Annotated in this window: 23 protein-coding genes and 1 other annotated feature (1 of these 24 running past the window's edge); of the genes, 1 reads left to right on the forward strand and 22 read right to left on the reverse strand. The window is 36.3% G+C overall.

The window, feature by feature from the left end:
* Positions 1–116: a binding site (T-box leader), on the reverse strand (it extends 101 nt beyond the left edge of the window).
* The 16 genes from DOK78_RS13790 to DOK78_RS13865 form a co-directional block, all read right to left on the reverse strand.
* Positions 114–818 (reverse strand): DivIVA domain-containing protein, encoded by a 705-nt coding sequence (locus tag DOK78_RS13790; RefSeq protein WP_207941726.1) that lies wholly within the window; start codon positions 816–818, stop codon positions 114–116. (Overlaps the previous feature by 3 nt.)
* A 20-nt stretch (positions 819–838) precedes the next feature.
* Positions 839–1621, reverse strand: coding sequence for an RNA-binding protein (locus tag DOK78_RS13795; protein ID WP_207941725.1), 783 nt, complete (start codon positions 1619–1621; stop codon positions 839–841).
* Positions 1622–1639: 18 nt separating this feature from the next.
* A complete protein-coding gene (locus DOK78_RS13800) occupies positions 1640–1903 on the reverse strand; it encodes a YggT family protein (RefSeq protein WP_422389698.1) in 264 nt (87 codons plus the stop codon).
* A 24-nt stretch (positions 1904–1927) separates the two neighbouring features.
* A complete protein-coding gene (locus DOK78_RS13805) occupies positions 1928–2581 on the reverse strand; it encodes a cell division protein SepF (protein ID WP_207941724.1) in 654 nt (217 codons plus the stop codon).
* Between the two features lie 15 nt (positions 2582–2596).
* A complete protein-coding gene (locus tag DOK78_RS13810) occupies positions 2597–3271 on the reverse strand; it encodes a YggS family pyridoxal phosphate-dependent enzyme (RefSeq protein WP_207941723.1) in 675 nt (224 codons plus the stop codon).
* A 15-nt stretch (positions 3272–3286) separates the two neighbouring features.
* Positions 3287–4525: a cell division protein FtsZ gene (gene ftsZ, locus DOK78_RS13815; protein ID WP_207941722.1), complete on the reverse strand. Its 1239-nt coding sequence runs from the start codon at positions 4523–4525 to the stop codon at positions 3287–3289.
* Between the two features lie 22 nt (positions 4526–4547).
* Positions 4548–5876 (reverse strand): cell division protein FtsA, encoded by a 1329-nt coding sequence (gene ftsA, locus DOK78_RS13820; RefSeq protein WP_207941721.1) that lies wholly within the window; start codon positions 5874–5876, stop codon positions 4548–4550.
* A gap of 177 nt (positions 5877–6053) precedes the next feature.
* The gene (locus tag DOK78_RS13825; protein WP_207941720.1) at positions 6054–6971 is read right to left on the reverse strand and encodes a cell division protein FtsQ/DivIB; all 918 of its coding nucleotides are present in this window, start codon (positions 6969–6971) and stop codon (positions 6054–6056) included.
* A gap of 78 nt (positions 6972–7049) precedes the next feature.
* Positions 7050–8141: an undecaprenyldiphospho-muramoylpentapeptide beta-N-acetylglucosaminyltransferase gene (murG, locus tag DOK78_RS13830; RefSeq protein WP_207941719.1), complete on the reverse strand. Its 1092-nt coding sequence runs from the start codon at positions 8139–8141 to the stop codon at positions 7050–7052.
* Between the two features lie 20 nt (positions 8142–8161).
* A complete protein-coding gene (gene murD, locus DOK78_RS13835) occupies positions 8162–9523 on the reverse strand; it encodes a UDP-N-acetylmuramoyl-L-alanine--D-glutamate ligase (RefSeq protein WP_207941718.1) in 1362 nt (453 codons plus the stop codon).
* 47 nt (positions 9524–9570) lie between these two features.
* Positions 9571–10536, reverse strand: a complete 966-nt coding sequence (gene mraY, locus DOK78_RS13840; protein ID WP_207941717.1) for a phospho-N-acetylmuramoyl-pentapeptide-transferase — start codon at positions 10534–10536, stop codon at positions 9571–9573.
* A 17-nt stretch (positions 10537–10553) separates the two neighbouring features.
* Complete coding sequence (locus DOK78_RS13845; RefSeq protein WP_207941716.1) at positions 10554–12767, reverse strand: penicillin-binding transpeptidase domain-containing protein; 2214 nt, start codon at positions 12765–12767, stop codon at positions 10554–10556.
* On the reverse strand, positions 12768–13160 hold the full coding sequence (gene ftsL / locus DOK78_RS13850) for a cell division protein FtsL (protein WP_207941715.1): 393 nt from the start codon (positions 13158–13160) through the stop codon (positions 12768–12770).
* 5 nt (positions 13161–13165) lie between these two features.
* Positions 13166–14122 carry a 16S rRNA (cytosine(1402)-N(4))-methyltransferase RsmH gene (gene rsmH / locus DOK78_RS13855; protein ID WP_207941714.1) on the reverse strand — a complete coding sequence of 319 codons (957 nt, stop codon included), beginning with the start codon at positions 14120–14122 and terminating at the stop codon, positions 13166–13168.
* A 14-nt stretch (positions 14123–14136) separates the two neighbouring features.
* Positions 14137–14568, reverse strand: a complete 432-nt coding sequence (gene mraZ, locus DOK78_RS13860; protein WP_207941713.1) for a division/cell wall cluster transcriptional repressor MraZ — start codon at positions 14566–14568, stop codon at positions 14137–14139.
* Between the two features lie 173 nt (positions 14569–14741).
* Positions 14742–15110, reverse strand: coding sequence for a DUF3397 domain-containing protein (locus DOK78_RS13865; RefSeq protein WP_207941712.1), 369 nt, complete (start codon positions 15108–15110; stop codon positions 14742–14744).
* A gap of 213 nt (positions 15111–15323) precedes the next feature.
* On the opposite strand from DOK78_RS13865, the gene DOK78_RS13870 reads away from it, so the two are divergent.
* Complete coding sequence (locus DOK78_RS13870; protein WP_207941711.1) at positions 15324–15440, forward strand: DUF4044 domain-containing protein; 117 nt, start codon at positions 15324–15326, stop codon at positions 15438–15440.
* A 56-nt stretch (positions 15441–15496) separates the two neighbouring features.
* On the opposite strand, the gene recN is transcribed toward DOK78_RS13870, so the two are convergent.
* From recN to xseA, 6 genes are all read right to left on the reverse strand, one after another.
* Positions 15497–17182, reverse strand: coding sequence for a DNA repair protein RecN (recN, locus tag DOK78_RS13875; RefSeq protein ID WP_207941710.1), 1686 nt, complete (start codon positions 17180–17182; stop codon positions 15497–15499).
* Between the two features lie 11 nt (positions 17183–17193).
* Positions 17194–17646, reverse strand: coding sequence for an arginine repressor (argR, locus tag DOK78_RS13880; protein WP_207941709.1), 453 nt, complete (start codon positions 17644–17646; stop codon positions 17194–17196).
* Between the two features lie 118 nt (positions 17647–17764).
* Entirely contained in the window at positions 17765–18583 is an 819-nt protein-coding gene (locus tag DOK78_RS13885) for a TlyA family RNA methyltransferase (RefSeq protein ID WP_207941708.1), read from the reverse strand.
* A gap of 15 nt (positions 18584–18598) precedes the next feature.
* The gene (locus tag DOK78_RS13890) at positions 18599–19483 is read right to left on the reverse strand and encodes a polyprenyl synthetase family protein (RefSeq protein ID WP_207941707.1); all 885 of its coding nucleotides are present in this window, start codon (positions 19481–19483) and stop codon (positions 18599–18601) included.
* Positions 19480–19701 (reverse strand): exodeoxyribonuclease VII small subunit, encoded by a 222-nt coding sequence (locus DOK78_RS13895; RefSeq protein ID WP_207941706.1) that lies wholly within the window; start codon positions 19699–19701, stop codon positions 19480–19482. The genes DOK78_RS13890 and DOK78_RS13895 overlap by 4 nt, the downstream gene beginning before the upstream one ends.
* Positions 19682–21031: an exodeoxyribonuclease VII large subunit gene (xseA, locus tag DOK78_RS13900; protein WP_207941705.1), complete on the reverse strand. Its 1350-nt coding sequence runs from the start codon at positions 21029–21031 to the stop codon at positions 19682–19684. The genes DOK78_RS13895 and xseA overlap by 20 nt, the downstream gene beginning before the upstream one ends.
* Between the last annotated feature and the right edge of the window lies 1 nt (position 21032).

Genomic DNA, 21032 nt, shown 5'->3' on the forward strand with positions numbered 1-21032 from the left:
TTCAAAATCAAGACGTGTAGATGATCTGGCTAATTACAGGGTTTTGACGGGCTTCCACTATCCCCGTTTCGCTAGAAAAATACAATTAGCTTTTCTGTTCTACTTACTATCGTTTATTTATTTTTTTCAGATACTTTTACAACTTTTCCGCTTGCTTCTACAATAGAAATGTCATCATCTGAATTATTCTCTACTTCTTCTGAGTTTACTTCAGAAGTATTTTCGATGTCAAGTTCTTTAGATAAAACCTCACGAATAACTTCGTGGTCTTCTTGAACATAACTTGAAAATGGTGCTAAGATTTCATCCCATTCTGGACTTTTTACTTGTTCTAATTGAGCTTGCAACATAACCAATAAGTTATTATGGAAGACTCTTGTTTTAGATTTCAAGTCATTAGTTTCAGTTGCCAATTGACGTGCACGCGCAGTTGCATCTGTTAAAATTTCTTTGGCTTTTAATTCTGCTGCTGCATTTAAGGCTGCTGCACGTTTTTCTGCAGTCGTTACTAATTCGTCTGCTTTATTTTGTGCAGATGTAACGATGACTTCAGATTCTTTACTTGCACTTGTTTTAACTTTATCAGCTGTATCTTGTGCAACAATAATTGATTGGTTTAAAGCATCTTTTAATTCGTTGAAATACTCTAATTTTTCTTCTGCGTGACGTAAGGCTTTTTCTAATTCACGATTTCTTTGTGTGACATCTTCATAGTCTCTAACTACGATTTCTAAAAAATCATCGACTTCGTTTTTTTCATAGCCACGCATTTTTACTGCGAAGCTTTTATTTTGAATATCTAATGGAGTTAATGCCATATTTACACACCTCTTTATAGTTATTTACGTAATACACCGAGCAATAAACGAATTTTTTCTTTCTTTGTGGCACCCTCTAATCCTTGAATTTGTAATCGACCAAATCCACGGATTGAAACAATGTCCAACAAATCCAATATAAAATCGGGTCGCACGGTTTCTGTCCAATTGACTTTTATTTTTCCTGACTCAATTAATTGCTTTGATCGTTGACGAGAAATATTAAACACGCTAGAAATAACCGTATCTAATCGTAAAGAACTGACTGTTGTTCGCTCTTCCGACCAACCATCTTTAGGTATTAAAATTTGCGTGTAATCGCGTTTTTCCAGTCTTACACTAACATTTCCCATCTTAGTAACTTGTAGTTCTACAAAAGAATGAACTTCTTTAGCAATAAACACTTGCCAAGCATCGCCATCAGAAATAATATCTCCAAAAAACTCACGCTTAACGCCAGTACCGATAAGCGTACCTAAAATTTTCCCATGACTTAATGTTGTGAATTTCTTAGGGTAGTTAATTTCATATAGAACAATATCAAATTCTTCTTGCGCAGGTTCATAATAATCTGGAAATATTAAACAGCGTGTTCGTTCAGCTGCTTCATAGCCTCCAAAAAATTGGAATTTCAAATCTGAAGTTTGACGAACAAGAGATTCTAAAATATACGCTTGCCTTGGATCTAAAAATTCTGTTAGCACAGGTGCATATTGCATCGTTACTTGTTCAATCCATTGCTCTACGGTATCAATAAAAGGGTGTTCATCGGTTCGAAAATGTTGATAGACATTTGCGTTCATCGATTCTCACCCCTTTCGTTATAAGATTGCTAGAATAATTCGAAATAGTGCCTCTGATGCTAATTGTAGAATGATGATTGCAAATGCAATATTAAAATTCACTGGTCCAAAAGACAGATTCAAATGATCAAATAAGCTTAAATATGGTTCACAAATTTTTGACAAAAAACGACCAAAAGATGATTGATAGCCTCCAGGAAACCATGATAAAAGTGCATAGATTACAAGTAATACAGTATAGATATATACTGCTTTCCCTAAAAGATTGATTAAACTATAAATAAATATAAGCTTTGCCTCCTCTAGTTACATTTCAAATAAGTTACTTTCAACTAGTGATTGAGCTGTCCCATCAATTTCCATACCTTTTGGTGTACATAAAAAGATTTCGTCTGCTACTCGTTTAATATCACCATCTTCAGCGTACACTGTTCCCGTCAAGAAATCAACAATTCTCCGTGCTTGATACTCTTCAATTAACTGAAAATTAACAAGTACAGACTCTCCACTCATCACATGCTTAGCAATAATCATTGCTTCTGAATATACACGTGGGGAAATAATCATAATTTTACTTGAGCCATCCGCCGAAGTAACTTCAGTTTTCACTTGTCGTTTCGGTGATGTTTGGCGCATGGACACAACTTTTTTTTCTGGTTCAGGTTGTGCACTTTGCGTATACACTGGTTCTTTATACATGGACTCGGTTGCTTGAGTGAGTGCTTGTCTAGAAGAAACTGATTCTGATGAATAGTTTGTTTTAGGTTTTGCTTTTTGTTTTGGCTTTGGTTTAGGCTTAGTATTTGTAGTTTGCGCTCTAGGGTTGAATGTATTTTTCTGTCTAGCAGAACTAGAAGCAGCCTGCTGAACTACTGGCTTTTGTTGAGGTGTTTGTGCCTCTTCCATGTACTCTTCATCCTCTAGTCCAAAAAAAGTTGATACTTTTGCTAAAAATGACATGTAATAACCCCCCCTTTACTCTTTAAATAGTGCAGTTCCCACTCGGACAAACGTTGCACCTTCTTGAATAGCTACAGAAAAATCATTTGACATCCCCATACTTGTTTCAGTACAAGGTGCGTATGGTAGATTTTTCGCTTCTATGTTTTCTTGTAATTTTTTTAGTGTTTTAAAAAATTGATGTTGTTCTTCTACAGTCGAATCAAATGGTGCCATGGTCATTAATCCCACAACTTGAATCCGATCATATGTAGCAATTGAATCAATAAACTGTTCAACTTCTTCAGGTGAAATACCGTGTTTACTTGCTTCACCCGAAACGTTTACTTCAATAAAACAACGAATCGTTTTTTCTGCTCGTTTTTGGATTTCATTTGCTAATTTCAACCCATCTAACGCATGAAAAAAGTCAATTTCATTTATAACTGATTTTACCTTTCTACGCTGTAAATTACCAATGAAATGCCATGAAATATTAGAAAAGTCACCCATTTGTTCCTTTTTCTCTAAGAATTTATCAACGCGATTCTCAGCTAAATGATAAACGCCTAAATCGACCAATTCGCTAGTTTTCTCAACATCGACGGTTTTAGTTACAGCAACAAGCGTTACTTCGTCTCGTTGACGAGAAACAAGAGCACAAGAATCCCGCAGCTCTTGCTCTACCTCCCGCAAGTTGTCAGAAATCATGTGCTCTGCCTCCTCTTATCGTTTACGACGGAAAAATGGTGGTGTATTTAACTCATCGTCATTTGATTTTGTTTCTTCACGACTGAAGGTATCAAAATCTTTCTTTTCAATAGATTCAAATTGTGCTTCATCGATTTTTGGGCGAACATTTTGTTCTTTACGAATATCCCAATCACCAAATGTCGCTGCAGTTTCTTCTTGTTCAGTAGGTTTCGCTTGTTCCATTTCAAAAACAGGTTTTTGAGGAGTTGCTTGTACTTGATTTTGTCTTGCACGAGCTGGTTTATTTTCGCGTTTTGATGGATCAATTCCTGTAGCAATAACAGTTACACGAATTTCATCACCTAGTTCTTCATTAATTGAAGTACCTAAGATAATATTCACATCGCCTGCTGATGCACCTGCAACAATATCAGAAGCGTCTTGTGCTTCGAATAATGTCATATCTAAGCCACCAGTAATATTTAATAAAACTTGTTCTGCGCCTTCGATAGAAGTTTCTAATAATGGAGAAGAAATGGCTTCTTTCGTTGCTTCGATGACGCGATTTTCACCACTAGCAACCCCAATACCCATTAGAGCCGTTCCTTGGTTTTCCATGACTGTCTTCACATCAGCAAAGTCCAAGTTCACGTAACCTGGAGCAGTAATTAGGTCTGAAATACCTTGTACGCCTTGACGTAATACATTATCAGCTTCACGGAACGCTTCTAACATTGGTGTTTTCTTATCAACAACTTCTAATAAACGGTTATTAGAAATAATTAGTAATGTATCGACATTTTCTTTTAGTTTAGCAATACCTTCTGCTGCAAAACGGCCACGCTTTGGACCTTCAAAAGAGAATGGACGTGTTACAACACCTACAGTTAATGCACCTAATTCTTTTGCAATGTTTGCAACGATTGGAGCAGCACCTGTACCAGTTCCGCCTCCCATACCAGCGGTGATAAAGACCATATCAGCACCTTCTAAAGATTCACGAATTAATTCTTCGCTTTCTTCTGCTGCTTTTTGTCCAACTTCTGGTTGAGATCCAGCTCCTAGACCACGTGTATATTTAGGGCCTAATTGAATCACTGTTTCCGCTTTTGAATTTTTTAAAGCTTGTACGTCAGTGTTAACTGTAATAAATTCAACACCTTTTACGTTTTCTTCAATCATACGGTTTACTGCGTTTCCGCCACCGCCGCCGACACCGATAACTTTGATTACTGCGCCGTCATTGATTGTATTATCAATTGAGAATTCCATAATTTAATTTCCTCCTGAGTTATTAATCGAAAATGTTAGAAAAGAAGTTTTTCACTTTACTTGTAAAACCTTCATTTGCTGGTTTGTCTGTTGCGTCTGGTTCTTGGTAAGTTACTTCTTCTTCATACTGTGGTTGTTCGTAAATTGGTTCTTGTTTCACAGCTGCTGGACGATCCATAACAGGTTTTTCACCCGTTACAGCACTTTTCGCCATTTGATATACTTCACTTAGATTTGCTGAATAATCAACAATACTAATAACATTTGTAAAGACTGGATTACGTAAGCCCATGTGATTTGGTACGTATAATTTTACGTTTACACCAAACACTTCTTGTGCTAAGTCCACGATACCAGGTAAGCTTGCTGCTCCACCAGTTAATACGATTCCACCAGGTAGTTCTAATGCTTCAATCTCATCTAAAACATCTTTTGCTTTGGTAAAGATTTGCTCCATACGTGCTTCGATAATTTCAGAAAGATAGCGTTCATCAATTTTTACTGGTTCTGACTTACCAATCACATCTACTGGAAACTCTTCACTTGCAGATGTGCGTTCTGGATAAGCATCTCCATAGTTAATTTTCAATGCTTCTGCATTATTAAACGATGTATTTAAAACAGTTGAAATATCTTTTGTTACAAACTCTCCACCTTCTTGGTTCACGCTTGTAAATTTCAATTGTTTATCATGCATTACTGCAACAGTTGTTTGCCCACCACCAATATCGATAACCGTTGTACCGAAGTCTTTCTCACCATCGGAAAGAACTGTTTCAGTTAATGCTAGCGGTGTAATAACCATTTCACTTAAAATCAATCCCGCTTTTTCGACACATTTACGGATATTATGCACAACTGTTTTTGGTCCAGTAAAGACAACACCAAACATTTCTAAGCGTACACCAATCATACCGCGAGGATCTTTAATCCCTTCAAAACCGTCCACTGTAAACTCTTGTGGAATAATTGTGATAATTTGTCTTTCAGGAGGAATTGAACGTACCATAGCTGCTGAAGCTACATTACGTACATCTTCGTTTGAAATTTCTCTAGATTGACTACTTACAGCAATCATTCCTTGACAATTTTCTACTTCTAAAAGATTTGCTGGTACACCAACACTTACATTGTGGATTTGAATTCCTGCTTTTTCTTCAGCTTGGCGTACTGCGCGCTGAATGGCTTTTACAGTTTTATCAATATCAACAATAATCCCACGATTAATTCCTTCTGATTTTGCATTTCCTACACCAATAATGTTCATTTGACCTTCAATATATTCTGCTACAACAACTTTTACAGAAGTTGTACCAATATCTAGACCAACATGCATTCCCGTTTTTGCCATGGATGGGGTTCCCTCCTACCTACTAATTTCCATATATCTTGAACATATTTGTTCTTACTTAGCTATATCGAATCATTTATTCACTGCCACCAATTTTACCATAGTTTAGCCCATTTTAGAAAGAAGTTAATAAAAAATTATATGACAATTATGTTAAAATTTGGTTTTTGCCTTATTTTATTCTTTTTCTTCTGCTTTGGTTTCCGTTGTTGATTCAGAAACTTGATAAGGATAAGCAAAAATACCGACTTCCATATCAATAACCCCTTTTTTGTCCATTTCTTTGGCAACTTGGGGATAGTATTCCATTTGGCTAGACATGTTCGAAATATTGACAATTACTTGGTTCCCATCATTCATGTACAAATTCAATAATTGGTCATTACTTTTTGTTGGTGCATACTTTACTTGTGAAATTCCCTCTTGAATTTCTTTTGGTAATTTATCGTATGCCTTTAATGCTCGCAAAATGACTTTTTTATCTTTAAACCCTTCAAAAATCACTTTATCTTGCCCAGCTTCTTTTTGAGGTTCTTGAATCACATAACCACTCGCTAAGATTGGTAAATATTCTTTCCCTTCAACCAACCATGCAACTTCTTGATACTCAGTCACATTGATTTGTAATTGATTCCAATGAACAATCTGAATAGTAGCATTTTCTACACGCGGCGCTTTTTCTTTGATTTGTTGCACAGTTGTTTTACGATTGAAAAACTGTGCCCATAAGCTTTCATCATTTTTTAAATTTGATTCGTTCACGATTGTTTCTGTCGGTACTTTTTGATTGCCCACAACTGTGATAGCTGAAACTTTGCTTAAAGGAGAAATATAGTAAAGTGTCCCTAATAATGGTAACAAAAACAAAAGAATTAATAGAAATAACCGCTGATAAAGTTTTTTACTGCGATATTCTTTAATTTTAGGAAGACGATCAGCAAAAGAGACGCGTTCATCAGTCTCTTCTTGAATTTCTTCTGATACTTCTACTTCATCTGTTGCTTCTTCTATTTCTTCTTCTTCAAGCTGAATCGTTGGATCAACTTGACCAGTTTTCTCAAGATAAAGCAAATGTTCTTTTTGCCAAGGAGTCAAATTCTCTCCTTGATTTTTTTTAACTTTCTTTGGTTCTTCCTCATTCGTACTGATAACAATCGCCTCCTTTACATTTTTCTAGATCAAGGATTGGACTAATTGATACAAACGTTCAGAAGCGTCAGTGATTCCTTGCTCTTTTGAAGCTTCAGCCATTTGTTTGCGTAATACTTCATCATTCATAATTTCGTCTACTGTAACAACTAAGTTCTCTGCTGTCAATTCACTGTCTTTAATCATTTTTACTGCTCCAGCATGAACCAAACTCATCGCATTTTTTGTTTGATGATCGTTTGTAACATACGGACTAGGAATCAAAATAGCTGGTAAACCCAAACCTGTAAATTCAGCAATCGACGTAGCACCTGCTCGTCCAATCAATAAGTCACAATTCACCATGACATCCATCATTTGATTGATGTATGGTTGAATACTAATATTGGCAAAAGCGTCTTTAGACATCCCAATTGATTCTTCAATTTCTTGATAATATCGCTCGCCTGAAGCATATAAAATTTGATAGTTTTTATCAGCAAATTGAGGGATTGCCGCAACTACTGCTTGGTTAATTTTTAATGCACCTTGACTACCACCAAAAATTAATACGGTTTTCTTTTCAGAATCTAAATTGTAATTTTTTAAAATATCAGATTTTGCTACTCCACCCACTTCTTGCGCACGAGGATTTCCTACTAATACCGTTTTTTGTTTAGGGAAGTATTGCGCTGCGTCCTCAAACGCAATGCCAATCTTATCGACATAACGAGCTAAAAATTTGTTGGTTACACCTGGCACACTATTTTGTTCATGTACAATAGTCGGTATGTTCAGTTTAGCCGCAGCATAAACCACAGCTCCTGAAACGTAACCACCTGTACCAATAACCACATCTGGTTTAAACTCACGCAAAATTTTCTTAGCTTCACGAATACTCTTTAAAAATAGTTGAATGGTTTTAATGTTATCAAAAGATAAACTACGCTTAAAGCCCTGAATTTCTAACGTTTTAAAAGGAATATCTGTTTGAGGCAAAATTTTATTTTCCAACCCTCTTGTTGCCCCGACATATAAAAAACTTGATGTTGGATCTTGCTCTTTTACATATTTCACAAAGGCTAAGGCTGGGTAAATGTGACCTCCAGTTCCACCACCAGTGACTAATACTTTCATTGTATCTTCCTCACTCTATATTATTTTTTCAATGCAGCAATTGCAGCCATATAACGGTCCCCACGAACTTCAAAGTTCGGATATTGGTCCCAGCTAGCATTAGCTGGTGATAATAAAATCGTGTCGCCTTTTTCGCTTAATTCGAAGGCAATTGGCACAGCTGTTTCTACATTTTCAGTTAATTTAATGATTGGAATTCCTGCTTTTTTTGCAGCATCTTCTAGTTTATATTTTGTTTCACCAAACAAGACAATCGCTTTAATTCCTTTTAATGAAGGAATCAACTCATCAAAACCATTGCCTCGATCTAAACCACCTGCAAGTAAAATCAATCGTTCATGGTCAAACCCGCCCAAAGCCATTTCAGTCGCTAAAATGTTGGTTGCTTTGGAATCATTAAAGAAAACAACCTCTTCAATTTTATCTACATATTGTGTGCGATGAGGAACGCCAGAGAAAACTTTTAGCGCTTCAGCAATGGCTTGATTCTCAATTCCCCATAGTTTTCCTACAGCAATTGCTGCCAAGGCATTTTCAACATTATGTTTACCAGGAACACCTAACTGTTTCACTGGTAAAATTGCTTCATCTTTGAAATAAAGTTGACCATCTAAGAGATATGCCCCATCGACTTTTTCTTGTGTAGAAAATGGAACCACCGTTGCTTGCGTTATTTTAGCTAACTCCTGTACCTCAGCTTGATTCCAATTTAAAACAATATGGTCTGCTTTAGTCATATTTTTTTGAATGTTCCATTTTGCAGCAACATAATCTTCACGGCTACCATGATAATCTAAATGCGCCTCGTAAAGGTTCGTAATCACTGCTACTTTAGGATGAAATTCTTTTGTCCCCATCAATTGGAAACTAGATAATTCCATAACCAAACAATCCTCACTTGTTACCTCTTGAGCGACAGAACTTGCAGGAAAACCAATGTTTCCAGAAAGACGTGCCGTACCTTGTGATAATCCAGTATTTAATACTTGTTCAATCATGGTTGTAGTAGTCGTCTTACCATTTGTCCCAGTAATACCAATAATAGGTGCATCTGAAATTTGATAGGCTAATTCTACTTCTGTTAAAATCGGAATATTTTTTTCTAAAGCTTTTTGAACTAGTGGTTGGGTATAAGGAATTCCAGGATTTTTAACCATTAGTGAAAAATCCTCATCTAATAATTCAATTGGATGACTCCCTGTCACTACTTTAATCCCTAATGCTAATAAGTCTTGTGCTTCGGGATTGTCTTCAAACGGTTTCCCGTCATTAACGGTAACAAGTGCGCCCAAATCGTGTAACAATTTGGCCGCACTAAATCCGCTTTTTGCTAATCCTAATACTAGGACTTTTTTATTTTTATATTCAGTAATTTTTTTCATTTTACTCATCTCCTACAAAAAGTGTCTTTCAAACGTTTATCAATTAATTATAGAAAATAAATGAATAGTGTCAAAGCTGAACAACCTAAAGCTACTAGCCAAAATACACTATCTATTTTCCATTCTGACCAACCACTCATTTCAAAATGATGATGAATGGGTGACATTTTAAAAATACGTTTTCCTGTTAACTTGAAAGAAGCAACTTGTAACATGACGCTCGCTGTTTCAATCACATAAACAAGACCGATTAAAAGAAGCGTCCATTCTTGATGTAGTAAAATAGAGATGGCTGCTAATAAACCACCTAGTGCTAGGGAACCTACATCCCCCATAAAAATTTTGGCTGGCTTATGATTATATAAAAAGAAACCAATCAATCCACCCACAACACTTAGGCATAAAATCAACACGTCAATTTGTTGTTGATGCCAAGCGATAATGGCATATGTTCCAAAAGAGATGGTACCTAAACCAGATACTAAACCGTCAATTCCATCTGTTAGATTCACTGCATTTGAAAAACCAACTAACCAGAAAATGACAAACAAGCCATATACATAAGACAATGGTACTGAAAGGCCAAACAAGTTTAATACATTTGCGTTACCTTCATATAAAAAGACTAAGTAAAAAATAACTGCACCAACAATTTGACCAATTAATTTTTGCAAGGAATTTAATCCCATATTTCTTTTTTTGAAAATCTTAATGAAATCGTCTAAAAATCCTAACAAACCATATAATGCCAAGACAAACAATAGAATGAATAGTGATGGCGTTAATTGTTGTTGCCACAAGCCTACCCAAAGAGCTGTAATCACCGAAGCAACTAAGAATACCACTCCACCCATTGTAGGTGTTCCTGCTTTGATGTTGTGCCATTTTGGTCCTTCATCGCGAATTTCTTGTCCATATTTTTTGGCTTGAAAATACCCAATAAATAATGGCATTGTTGCCACCGTAATCCCAAAACTACTTGCAAGTGGCAGAATCATTTTTGTCCATTCCATGCTTTTTCTCTCCTAAGTTAATTTTCTTTCAACGTAAATGTTAATCCTGTGTCTGTTAATGCTTCGTATGGAGCGATACTTTGTTCAACACAATATCCTTCGCCTTCAAATGTAACTTCAACGTCTAATAATTCACCTAATTTAATTAAGTCGGATTTTGACCAACCGATTGTGTCAGGCATATAACGCTGATTACCATCTGTCAGTAATAACAGTTTTTCAGAAGGCATAACTTTTTTACCATTTTCAATTGATTGTGCTTTGATTTCATCCCCATTACCAATAACTACTACAGATAATCCACGTCTTTGTGCATCTTCTGCTGCCGTCGTTGTATCTAAATTACGATAGTCTTCAACAGTGACCATTTCCGTACTTGTTTCACTTGGATCTTCTACTAAATCAACATCATATAAATCCATTGCACGTTTTAATAATGGTGTGGCGATGCTTGGAATAATTGAACCATCCTGTTGTTCTGGACGTTTCATTGTGACATACATAACATATTTTGGATCTTCAGAAGGAATCATCGCAACTGAAGAATATAGATAATCACTTTCACCAGTTAAATAACTACCGTCACGAGCAATTTGGGCAGTTCCTGTTTTAACAGATACGTTGTACCCAGGAATATCATAACGACCATATGCTGTTCCATAATCTGGGTCTTCTGCGGTATCACGCATGTACTCACGAACGGTTTGAGCGGCTGAAGCTGAGATTGGATGTCCTACAACTTCTTTTTGCGTGACCATCTCTTCTTCTGTCTCTGGATTAACTATTTTTTTAATAAATTGAGGTTTTAACATTTGTCCATCATTGGAAATCGCTGTAAAGGCTTGAAGCATTTGAAGTTGTGTCACCCCAATAGCTTGACCAAAAGAAGACATTGCCTGACTGACAATATTATCTTCTGGTAAGTTTCCTGTATGTTCTTCTGCGATTCCAGAATACGTACTTCTTCCAAAACCAAATTCTTTCAAGTATCGTTGCCAACGTTCAGTCATTCGTTGTTCAAGTTTTACCATTCCGATATTACTTGACCAAGACAGGGCTTGACGCATTGTTAGGGAACCTTTTTCACCTAAGTCCCAGTCACGAATCGTCGTATCGCCAATTTTAATTTCATCTGTACTGTAGGTTTCATTTGGATTAAATACACCTTGATCAATAGCTCCTGCTACAGTTAAGACTTTAATCGTTGAACCTGGTTCATAATTGTCTTGCGCAAAAAGATTTTGCCAAATAAAATCTTCATCGGTAAATTCAGCTTTTGTTTCTGGATTAAAGGTTGGTCGCTGTGACATCGCTACGACTTCACCTGTTTTTGCCTCCATTAAGACAGCTGTAATATCTTCTGCTTGGATATTTTTAACAGCTTGATCCATCAATGTTTCCAAATAGCTTTGTAACCGAACATCTAAGGTTGTATAAATATCTTGACCATCTTGAGCAGGTTCTATTTCTGCAGTTGTTCCTGGCAATGGATTTTGGAAATTATCTTTTTGGAAAGTCATTTCGCCATCTTTTCCGGCAAGAACATCATTATAAACTTCTTCTAATCCCATCCGTCCTAACAATTCCTCTTTTTTGGTTTCTTGATTCACTTGAATATCTGCATACCCAATAAAATGTGAAGAGAAAACCCCATTTGGATAGATGCGAGAAGGATGTTCTTCAAAATAAAGTCCTTGTATTTTTTGTTTTTCCATGGCTTCTTCAATGGCTTGTTTTTCTTGTAAAGTAATATTCTTACCATTCGGAATATCTACTTGGTATTTATTATTTTCTAGACCACTTTTTAAAACTTTTTCGACTGTTGTTTTACGAACACGCCCATTTAAAATATCTGATACAATCGTCGCTAGGGCTTCAAAGTTTTTTTCTTCAGCATATAAATTCTTATTGCCACTACGATAATCTGTACTTAACACAGCATATAAAGAATATGAAGTTGCATCTTCTGCGATAGCTACACCATTGCGATCATAAATTGTGCCACGTTTCGCTTTGATGACTTGACTTCCTTTATATAAATTTTGTGTTTTTTCTTCTAAAGAAGTCCCTGCTACTTGTCCAACAATCACAATATAGCTTAATCGAGTGACAAATAAAAAGAACAATCCAATACTCGTAGTAAAGAGAATAATTCCTACTTTTTTGCGATTGTTCATTGTAGACAAATTTTTCTTTTTAAAGTACTGCTTGATTTTCTCTATAATTCGCATTTACTTCTTCACTTTCCTTAAATTATCACTATTAATGGATAATCCTTCTTCTTCAGCAATTTTTTGAATTCGTTCACTTTTAGACAATTCATTTTTTTCTTGTTCTAATTGAAGAATTTCTGCTTCGTTAGTTGTTACGTCATCTTGAAGAATAGAAATGCTATGCTCAACTTGGCTAATAGTTGTACGTAAACTAATCATTAGTAAACCTAATGCAATAAACGTTACTAATAGACTTAAGCTAATCACTTTTTCCATGGTAGAGATGCGACTTAACTTACGTGCTGGAGATAAAGGGACAACAACAACTTCAGGACGTTCAGGAGTATGCGATGGCTCATGACTTGGATGCTCTTCATAGGGCACTTCATGATGTGCATTTAATTCAGCCATACCAGCTACTCCTTTTCCTTTAGTTTTTCAGCTATTCGCAGCTTAGCACTACGGGAACGATTATTTTCTGCCAGCTCTTCTTCCGAGGGTAGCAGAGGCTTACGAGTAATGACTTTTAATTCTGGTTGGAATTCGTCGGGAATGACCGGTAAACCTGGAGGTAAATCTTTCATTGTGCTATATTCTTTGAAGATGCTTTTTACAATACGATCTTCTAACGAGTGGAAGGTAATTACGCTGATACGTCCATTCTTATTCAATAATTCAATTGCTTGTTCCAAAGAATCCTCAACGACACCTAACTCATCATTCACAGCGATACGAATTGCTTGGAAAATTCGTTTAGCAGGATGTCCACCCTTGCGTCTCGCTGGTGCTGGAATCGCTGATTTAATAATTTCAACTAACTCACCCGTTGTTGCGATCGGTGAAACTTCACGCGCACGTTCAATTGCTCGTGCCACTTGTTTTGAGAATTTTTCTTCGCCATAACGGAAAAATATTTTTACTAATTCATGATAGTCATATTCATTTACTACTTCATAGGCAGACAATGATGCCGTTTGGTCCATTCGCATATCTAATGGGGCATCTTGATGATAACTAAACCCACGCTCTGCTTCATCCAATTGAGGTGAAGAAACACCTAGGTCATAGAGAATCCCATCTACCTTGGTAATACCTAATTGATTTAACTCTTCTTTTAAATATCGGAAATTACGTTTTATAAATGTTACTTGTCCTTTTTCTACATAAGATGCTAAACGTTCATTTGCAAAATCAATTGCTTTTTGGTCTTGGTCAAACGCATATAAATGCCCTTGTTCATTTAATTGTTTTAAAATATATTCACTATGACCGGCACCACCTAGGGTACAGTCAACATATATTCCACTGGGTTTTATATTCAAACCATCAACCGTTTCTTTCTTCATGACGGTATAATGTTGAAACTCTACCATTTATTTGCCTCTTTCTATAAGCCAAAATCAATCATGGTTTCGGCAATTTCATCAAAGTTTTCTTCAGCTTCTGTCGAAAATGCTTCCCAACGCTCTTCATCCCAAATCTCAATACGATTAGAAACGCCGATAATCACACAACTTTTTACTAAGTTCGCATGTTTTCGTAATGTCGCAGGAATATTGATTCGACCTTGCTTGTCAATTTCACATTCAGTTGCTGCGGAGTAGAAGAATCTTACAAATGTTCTTGCATCTTTTTTCGCAAGAGGCATTTCATTTAACTTCTCTTCTAATTTCTCCCATTCAGGTAGAGGGTAGCCAAAAAGACAGCCGTCTAGCCCTCTAGTCACCACAAATTTTTCCCCGAGTTTATCTCGCAATTTGGATGGGACAATAAGCCGGCCTTTTGCATCGATAGAATGTTGAAATTCTCCCATAAACATCGATGTTTCCTCCCGTCGCCACCTAATAAACACAGTCTACCACAATCCCCCACTTTCTACCACAATTTATACAAAAATGGAGGGAAAGTTGTTTGATTTATCTTTACCAAAAAAGGAATTTCTAGAAACGACAAGCTTTTAAAAGATTTTAAAAAAACTTTAAGAAAATAGGTCTACACCATAGAAATGATGTTCACTATTACTAGAATAGCATGTAATAATAAGGACAGTAGATATACCGAACGCCAATACATTTTGAAGAAACGCCCATATTTGATTTCTGCATAAAAATACGCATGAAAAAATGCTAGACCAATTCCTAAAGAAAGAATCGATAGTAAGTAATACGGAAAAATAGAGGTCGTAAAAGTTGCTACTGATAGCGCATGTATCCCATAAATTAAAAAAGGTACGGCTAAATCAGGCGCTTTTAATTGAAATCGTTTGGTTAAAGACAATAATTTGACAATTATTTGTGCTACTAAAAGCACAATCAGCGGGAAAATATACCAGAGCAATAGAATCGGTGAGAATGTTGTCATTAGTTTGTATCCTTTCTTTTTACAATTAGTTTATGTTTATTTTTTATAAGTAGTCCTTGAAAACAAATTATTATACCAAAAATCGAAACAGCACAAAAGAGAAACCTATCTCTTCATTTTTTCTGACACTTTGATATTTTTATGATTAGAAATCTTGAGTTATTTGGCTATTGGTTGTACACTGTCACTATCAATAAAAAAGGATGACTCAAAATGAACGACAAAAAACCAAGCAGTACATTTTCTAAAATCACAAAAGTTGTTATTTGGTTAATGTTAGTTATTACCATTGGCACAGCTATTTTAGGTGCACTTGCAGCATTTTCATAAGAAAATACTTCCAAATAAGAGGTCTGAGTGTAATTACCCAGACCTCTTTTTTTGTATTAACTTTGTACAACTTTCCCTGCAATTCGTAATAGCTCACGTGCATGTTCCAAAGTTAATTCAGTAATTTCTGCACCTGCAAGCATACGCGCAACTTCCTCCACACGTTCTTCATTTGTTAGTTGAGCAACGTGTGTTTGAGTGCGACCTTCTTTGACTGCTTTGGAAATAAAATATTGATAATCAGCAACTGCTGCAACTTGTGGTAGATGCGTAATACACAGCACTTGAGAATTTCTTGCAATTTTTGCGATTTTCTCAGCAATAGCTTGTGCGACACGGCCACTCACCCCAGTGTCTACTTCATCAAACACAATGCTGGTCATTTCTTGCGTTTTCGAAAAAATCGTTTTTAAGGCTAATAAAATACGAGATAATTCCCCACCAGAAGCAACTTTGACTAAAGGTTTTAAAGGTTCCCCTGGATTTGTGCTCAAATAAAATTCAACTTGATCAAAACCAGTTCCGCGTAAAACTTTGCTTTCTTCAAAATGCACATCAAATTGAGTATTTTCCATATAAAGCTCAGATAGTTCTTGCAAAATTTCTTGCTCTAATTGTTGAGCAATTTGTTGCCGTTGCTGATGCAATTCTTCAGCTAATTGCCAGACAGATTGTTCTTTTTCTTCTAACTGCAATTCTAACTCTTCTAATTGACCTTCTGTAATGGTTGCTGCAGACAGCTCATCAGAAATTTTTTCATAATAAGCTAAAATGGCTGGTACCGAATCACCATATTTTCGTTTCAATTGACGGATTGTTTCTAGGCGCAACACAACTTCTTCTAAACGTTCTTCATCTAATTCTAAATGATCCATTTGACGGGAAATATCACTTGCCGCATCTTGTAACAAATAATACGCATTTTGGATGTTTTCGCTAATTTGTTCATATTCCACATCCAAATGGGCAATTCCTTGAATTTCATTAAATGCAATACTAACTCCATCCAGACTATCACCCGTTTCTGATGAAAGCATCCCATATGCCTTTGCTAAAGCATCGACAATTTTTTGAAAATTACTTAGTTTGTCACGCTCTTCAACTAACAGTTCTTCTTCATTTGGTTGCAAATCCGCTTGCTCAATTTCTTCTTGTTGAAAACGTAGCATATCCATCCGTTGTACGTAAGATTGTTCGTTCAATTGAATTTTACGTACGCGTTTTTCTAATTGACGAAATTCATGGTAGTGCGTATGATAATTTGCTAATTGTTGTTGAAATTTTTGAGAACCAAAACTATCCATTAACGATAAATGTTTCTCAGCTTGAAGTAATTCTTGATGTTCGTTTTGACCTTGAATATCTACTAAATACATCCCAATCCGACGAAGATTTGCCAAAGTTACTGTCCGCCCGTTCACTCGGCAGATATTTTTGCCAGAAAGAGACATATCTCGTTGAACAATTAATAGTTCATCGGAATAATCAATGCCTAACTCATCCATTACTTGGCGAAACCCTTTTTGTTGTGGCAATTCAAATAACCCTTCCAGTAAACATTTATCTGCTCCTTGGCGAATATAATCACTGGAACCACGACTGCCAGCTAGCAGGCCCATCGCATCAATAATAATCGATTTTCCGGCTCCTGTTTCTCCCGTTAACGCCGTCATTCCTTGATGAAAAGACAAATGTAATTTGGGAATAATAGCAAAATTTTCAATCGTTAGCTCTAGTAGCATACGATTCACTCCTAGCGGTTATATTTTTTTAATTCGTTAAACAAAAGACTACGTGCTTCTTGTGTACGTGCAATCATTAAAATATTATCGTCATCATTAAGTGTACCAAATAATTCCTCTTTAAAACGTTTATCAATTAAATTAGCAACTGCAGAAGCATTTCCTGGTAAAGTACGCAAAATAACAAATTTATCCATTTCATCCACCGAAACAAACGCATTTTTTAATAATTTATCCAATTTTTCGACAACGTCTTCCGTGGATTCTAATGGTAAACTGTAGCGGTAACCTCCTGAAGCCGCCGGTACTTTGATTAATTTCAATTCTTTGATATCTCTAGAAATTGTCGCTTGTGTTACGTAAACATCTTTTTGTTTTAAATACGCTACAAATTCTTCTTGTTTTTGAATATCATATTCAGTTAAAAGTCGCGTAATCAAACGATGGCGCTCTTTTTTTCTCATAAAGCTTTCCCCCTAGTTAAATTCTTATTTATCATAGCTCATTTTCTCCTAGAAAGAAAGAACCATCCCGCTAAAAAAAGACTCTTTAGAAAACTATTTCTTTCTAAAGAATCTCATTTTATTTATCTAATTGTTGATGGGCTTCATGAACTATTTTTTCAATGTCTACCGTTTCAGAAATCTCACCTGCTGTTGCTGATTTTTGTAAATGGACAATAAATTCAATATTTCCTTCGCCACCTGTAATCGGTGAATAACTTAAATTTTTCACGTCATAGTTCTCATTAAGTGCAAAGTGTAAAATATCTTCTAACACCGCTCGATGTGTTAATGGGTCACGAACAATACCATTTTTCCCTACAGCTTCTCTACCTGCTTCAAATTGAGGTTTGATTAAAGCCATTACATCACCTTGATTGGCTAAAATTGCGTGAAGGGGTGGCAACATTAAGCGTAATGAAATGAAAGAAACATCAATTGTCGCAACTTCTGGTACGCCATTTGTAAAATCTGACGGTTGACAATAGCGGAAATTCGTTCTTTCCATCACTGTCACTCGTGGATCTTGGCGGATTTTCCAAGCTAGTTGATTGTATCCTACATCCAACGCATAACTTTGCTTCGCACCATTTTGTAGAGCAACATCGGTAAAACCACCTGTAGATGCGCCAATATCTAGTACTGTTTTATCCTGCACGGTAAAATCAAAAGTTTTTAACGCTTTTTCTAATTTTAATCCCCCACGAGAAACATACGGTAGTTTTTGTCCTTTAATCTGTAACATTGTGTCCATTGGAATTTTTTCGCCTGGTTTGTCTAAACGTTCATTATTTTTTTCCATGTAGACTAACCCTGCCATAACGCCACGCTTGGCTTGTTCTCGTGTTTCAAAAAGTCCTTGTTGAAATGCCAACACATCGACTCGTTCTTTTTTCATGTAGTTCCTCTTTCTTTATAAATAAAATAGACCGCAAACTTCTTTTAATAATTCTGCGTCAAATGTCGATAATAAAGCTAATTCATTTAAAATTGCCTCAGCAGCAGTTAGTTCATCTGTTAAAGCTTTTTTAGCTCCTTCTAAACCTAATAAACCTGGATACGTACTTTTTTCAAGTAATTCATCTCGATTTGTTTCTTTACCTAATTCTTCAGTCGTACTGACAACGTCTAATAAGTCGTCTCGAATTTGGAAAGCTAAGCCTAGATGTTTGGCTAATTGATCTAACTTTTCAAGGGTGCCTTCTGACTGATTAGCTAAAATCCCCCCGGCAACCACTGCAAAACGAATTAATGCCCCTGTTTTGCGTTGATGAATCGCCATTAATTCTTCTATTGAAAGTTTATTTCCTTCCGCTTGCATATCAGCGGCTTGACCAGCGACCATCCCATGTGTTCCGGAAGCTTTAGCTAATAATTGTAAAAGTAAAACTTTTTCAGTTGGTTCGATTTCCGCCATGCTCACTAATTCAAATGCTAGTGTTAATAAACCATCCCCAGCTAAAATAGCCATCGCATCACCATATACTTTATGATTGGTCGGTTTTCCACGACGTAAATCATCATTATCCATCGCTGGTAAATCATCGTGAATTAATGAATACGTATGAATCATTTCAAGTGCTGCTGCTGTTTGATAACCACCCAAAGAAATTTCTTTGTTAAATGATGCAATTGTAGCTAACAACAAGAGTGGTCGAATACGTTTCCCACCAGCATCAATTGAGTATAGCATACTTTCTTGTAGTCTTTGATTATTTGTATGCTCACGAACAAACCGAACCATTTCTGTTTCGGTTTGTTGAATTTCTTTGGTTTGAAAAGTTGTTAATCTACTCATTTTTCCGCCTCTTCAAATGGAACTTCTTCATTGGCTTCTGTCATCATTTTAGTTAATGTTTGTTCTGCCTTTGATAGGGTATCTTTACATTGTTTACTCAAAATCATGCCTTGCTGGAAAGCAGTTAATGCTTCTTCTAAAGGAACATCGCCTTGTTCTAGACGTGTAACAATTTGTTCTAATTCTTGTAATGATTCTTCAAATGTTGGATTTGTCATGCTTTTCCTCCTTAATTTCAAGAACTTCAACTTTTGCTTGCCCATCTTGATAATGGACATCTAAAACATCGCCGACAGCTAACTCTTGAACTGATTTGACAACCGTTTCTTTGGTCGTATAGCTGTATCCACGTCCCATAATTTTTAGTGGGCTTAATAAATCCAGCGATTGAAGTGTTTGTTGAAATTGTCGTTGCTTCTGTTCAAAAATCAATTGCATTTGTTTATCTAAACGTTCTGACAAATAATTGACTTGTTGTTTTGACTCACGAACGCGTGCAGTTGGCACAACTTGCGCCAAACGATGAATGGTTTGATTGGCTGTACGTTCTTTTTCATAAATTAATGTTTGCATTTGTTGCATTAAGCGTTGTTGTAGTTGATCTAACTTCAATGATTGTGCTTCATATAATCGCTCGGGTTGACGGAATATATAGGAATTTTGTACGCGTTGGAAACGTTCATCTTTCCGTTGCATTTGATTAGCGTACGCTTGAATTAAACGCGCTTGACGTTCTTCAATTCGCAATAACTCCTCTGTCAAAACGGGAACTGCCAATTCAGCTGCTGCAGTTGGTGTTGCAGCTCGAACATCAGCAACTAAATCAGCAATCGTCGTATCTGTCTCATGTCCAACAGAAGAAATAATCGGGGTCTTTGCTTCAAAAATGGCGCGAGCTACCCGTTCTTCATTAAAGGGCCATAAATCTTCAATTGAACCGCCGCCACGCCCAATAATCATTGTATCAAAATTTCCCATCGCTTCTACGCGTCCAATGTTTTTCACCACATCATCCGCTGCTTTAGCTCCTTGAACAACTGTTGGGAATAATACAATTTGAGCAATTGGATATCTTCGTCGTGTCGTGGTAATAATATCACGAATAACTGCCCCACTTGGACTAGTAAGCACTGCAATCCGTTTCGGATATTTCGGCAATATTTTTTTTGGTGCTTGAAATAAACCTTCTTTATCTAATTTGGCTTTTAACTGTTCATACGCTTGATACAATGCGCCTACTCCATCAGGTTCCATATGCTCAACATAGATTTGATAATTCCCACTAGCTTCGTACAAAGAAATACGCCCAACAGCCATCACTTTCATCCCTTCTTCGGGTCTGAAAGCGAGTTTGTCAAACGCTCCTTTGAACATTACTGCTGAAATTTTAGCACCATCATCTTTTAAGCTGAAATACTGATGATTTGGACGCAAACGAAAATTTGAAATTTCTCCAGTTAAAAACACTCGTTCTAAATACGGATCAACATCAAATTTTCGCTTTAAGTATTTCGTCAGCGCAGTCACAGACAAATACTTCTGTGTCATT

Source organism: Enterococcus sp. DIV2402 (assembly GCF_017426705.2).
In the GTDB taxonomy this organism is placed as follows: domain Bacteria; phylum Bacillota; class Bacilli; order Lactobacillales; family Enterococcaceae; genus Enterococcus_F; species Enterococcus_F lowellii.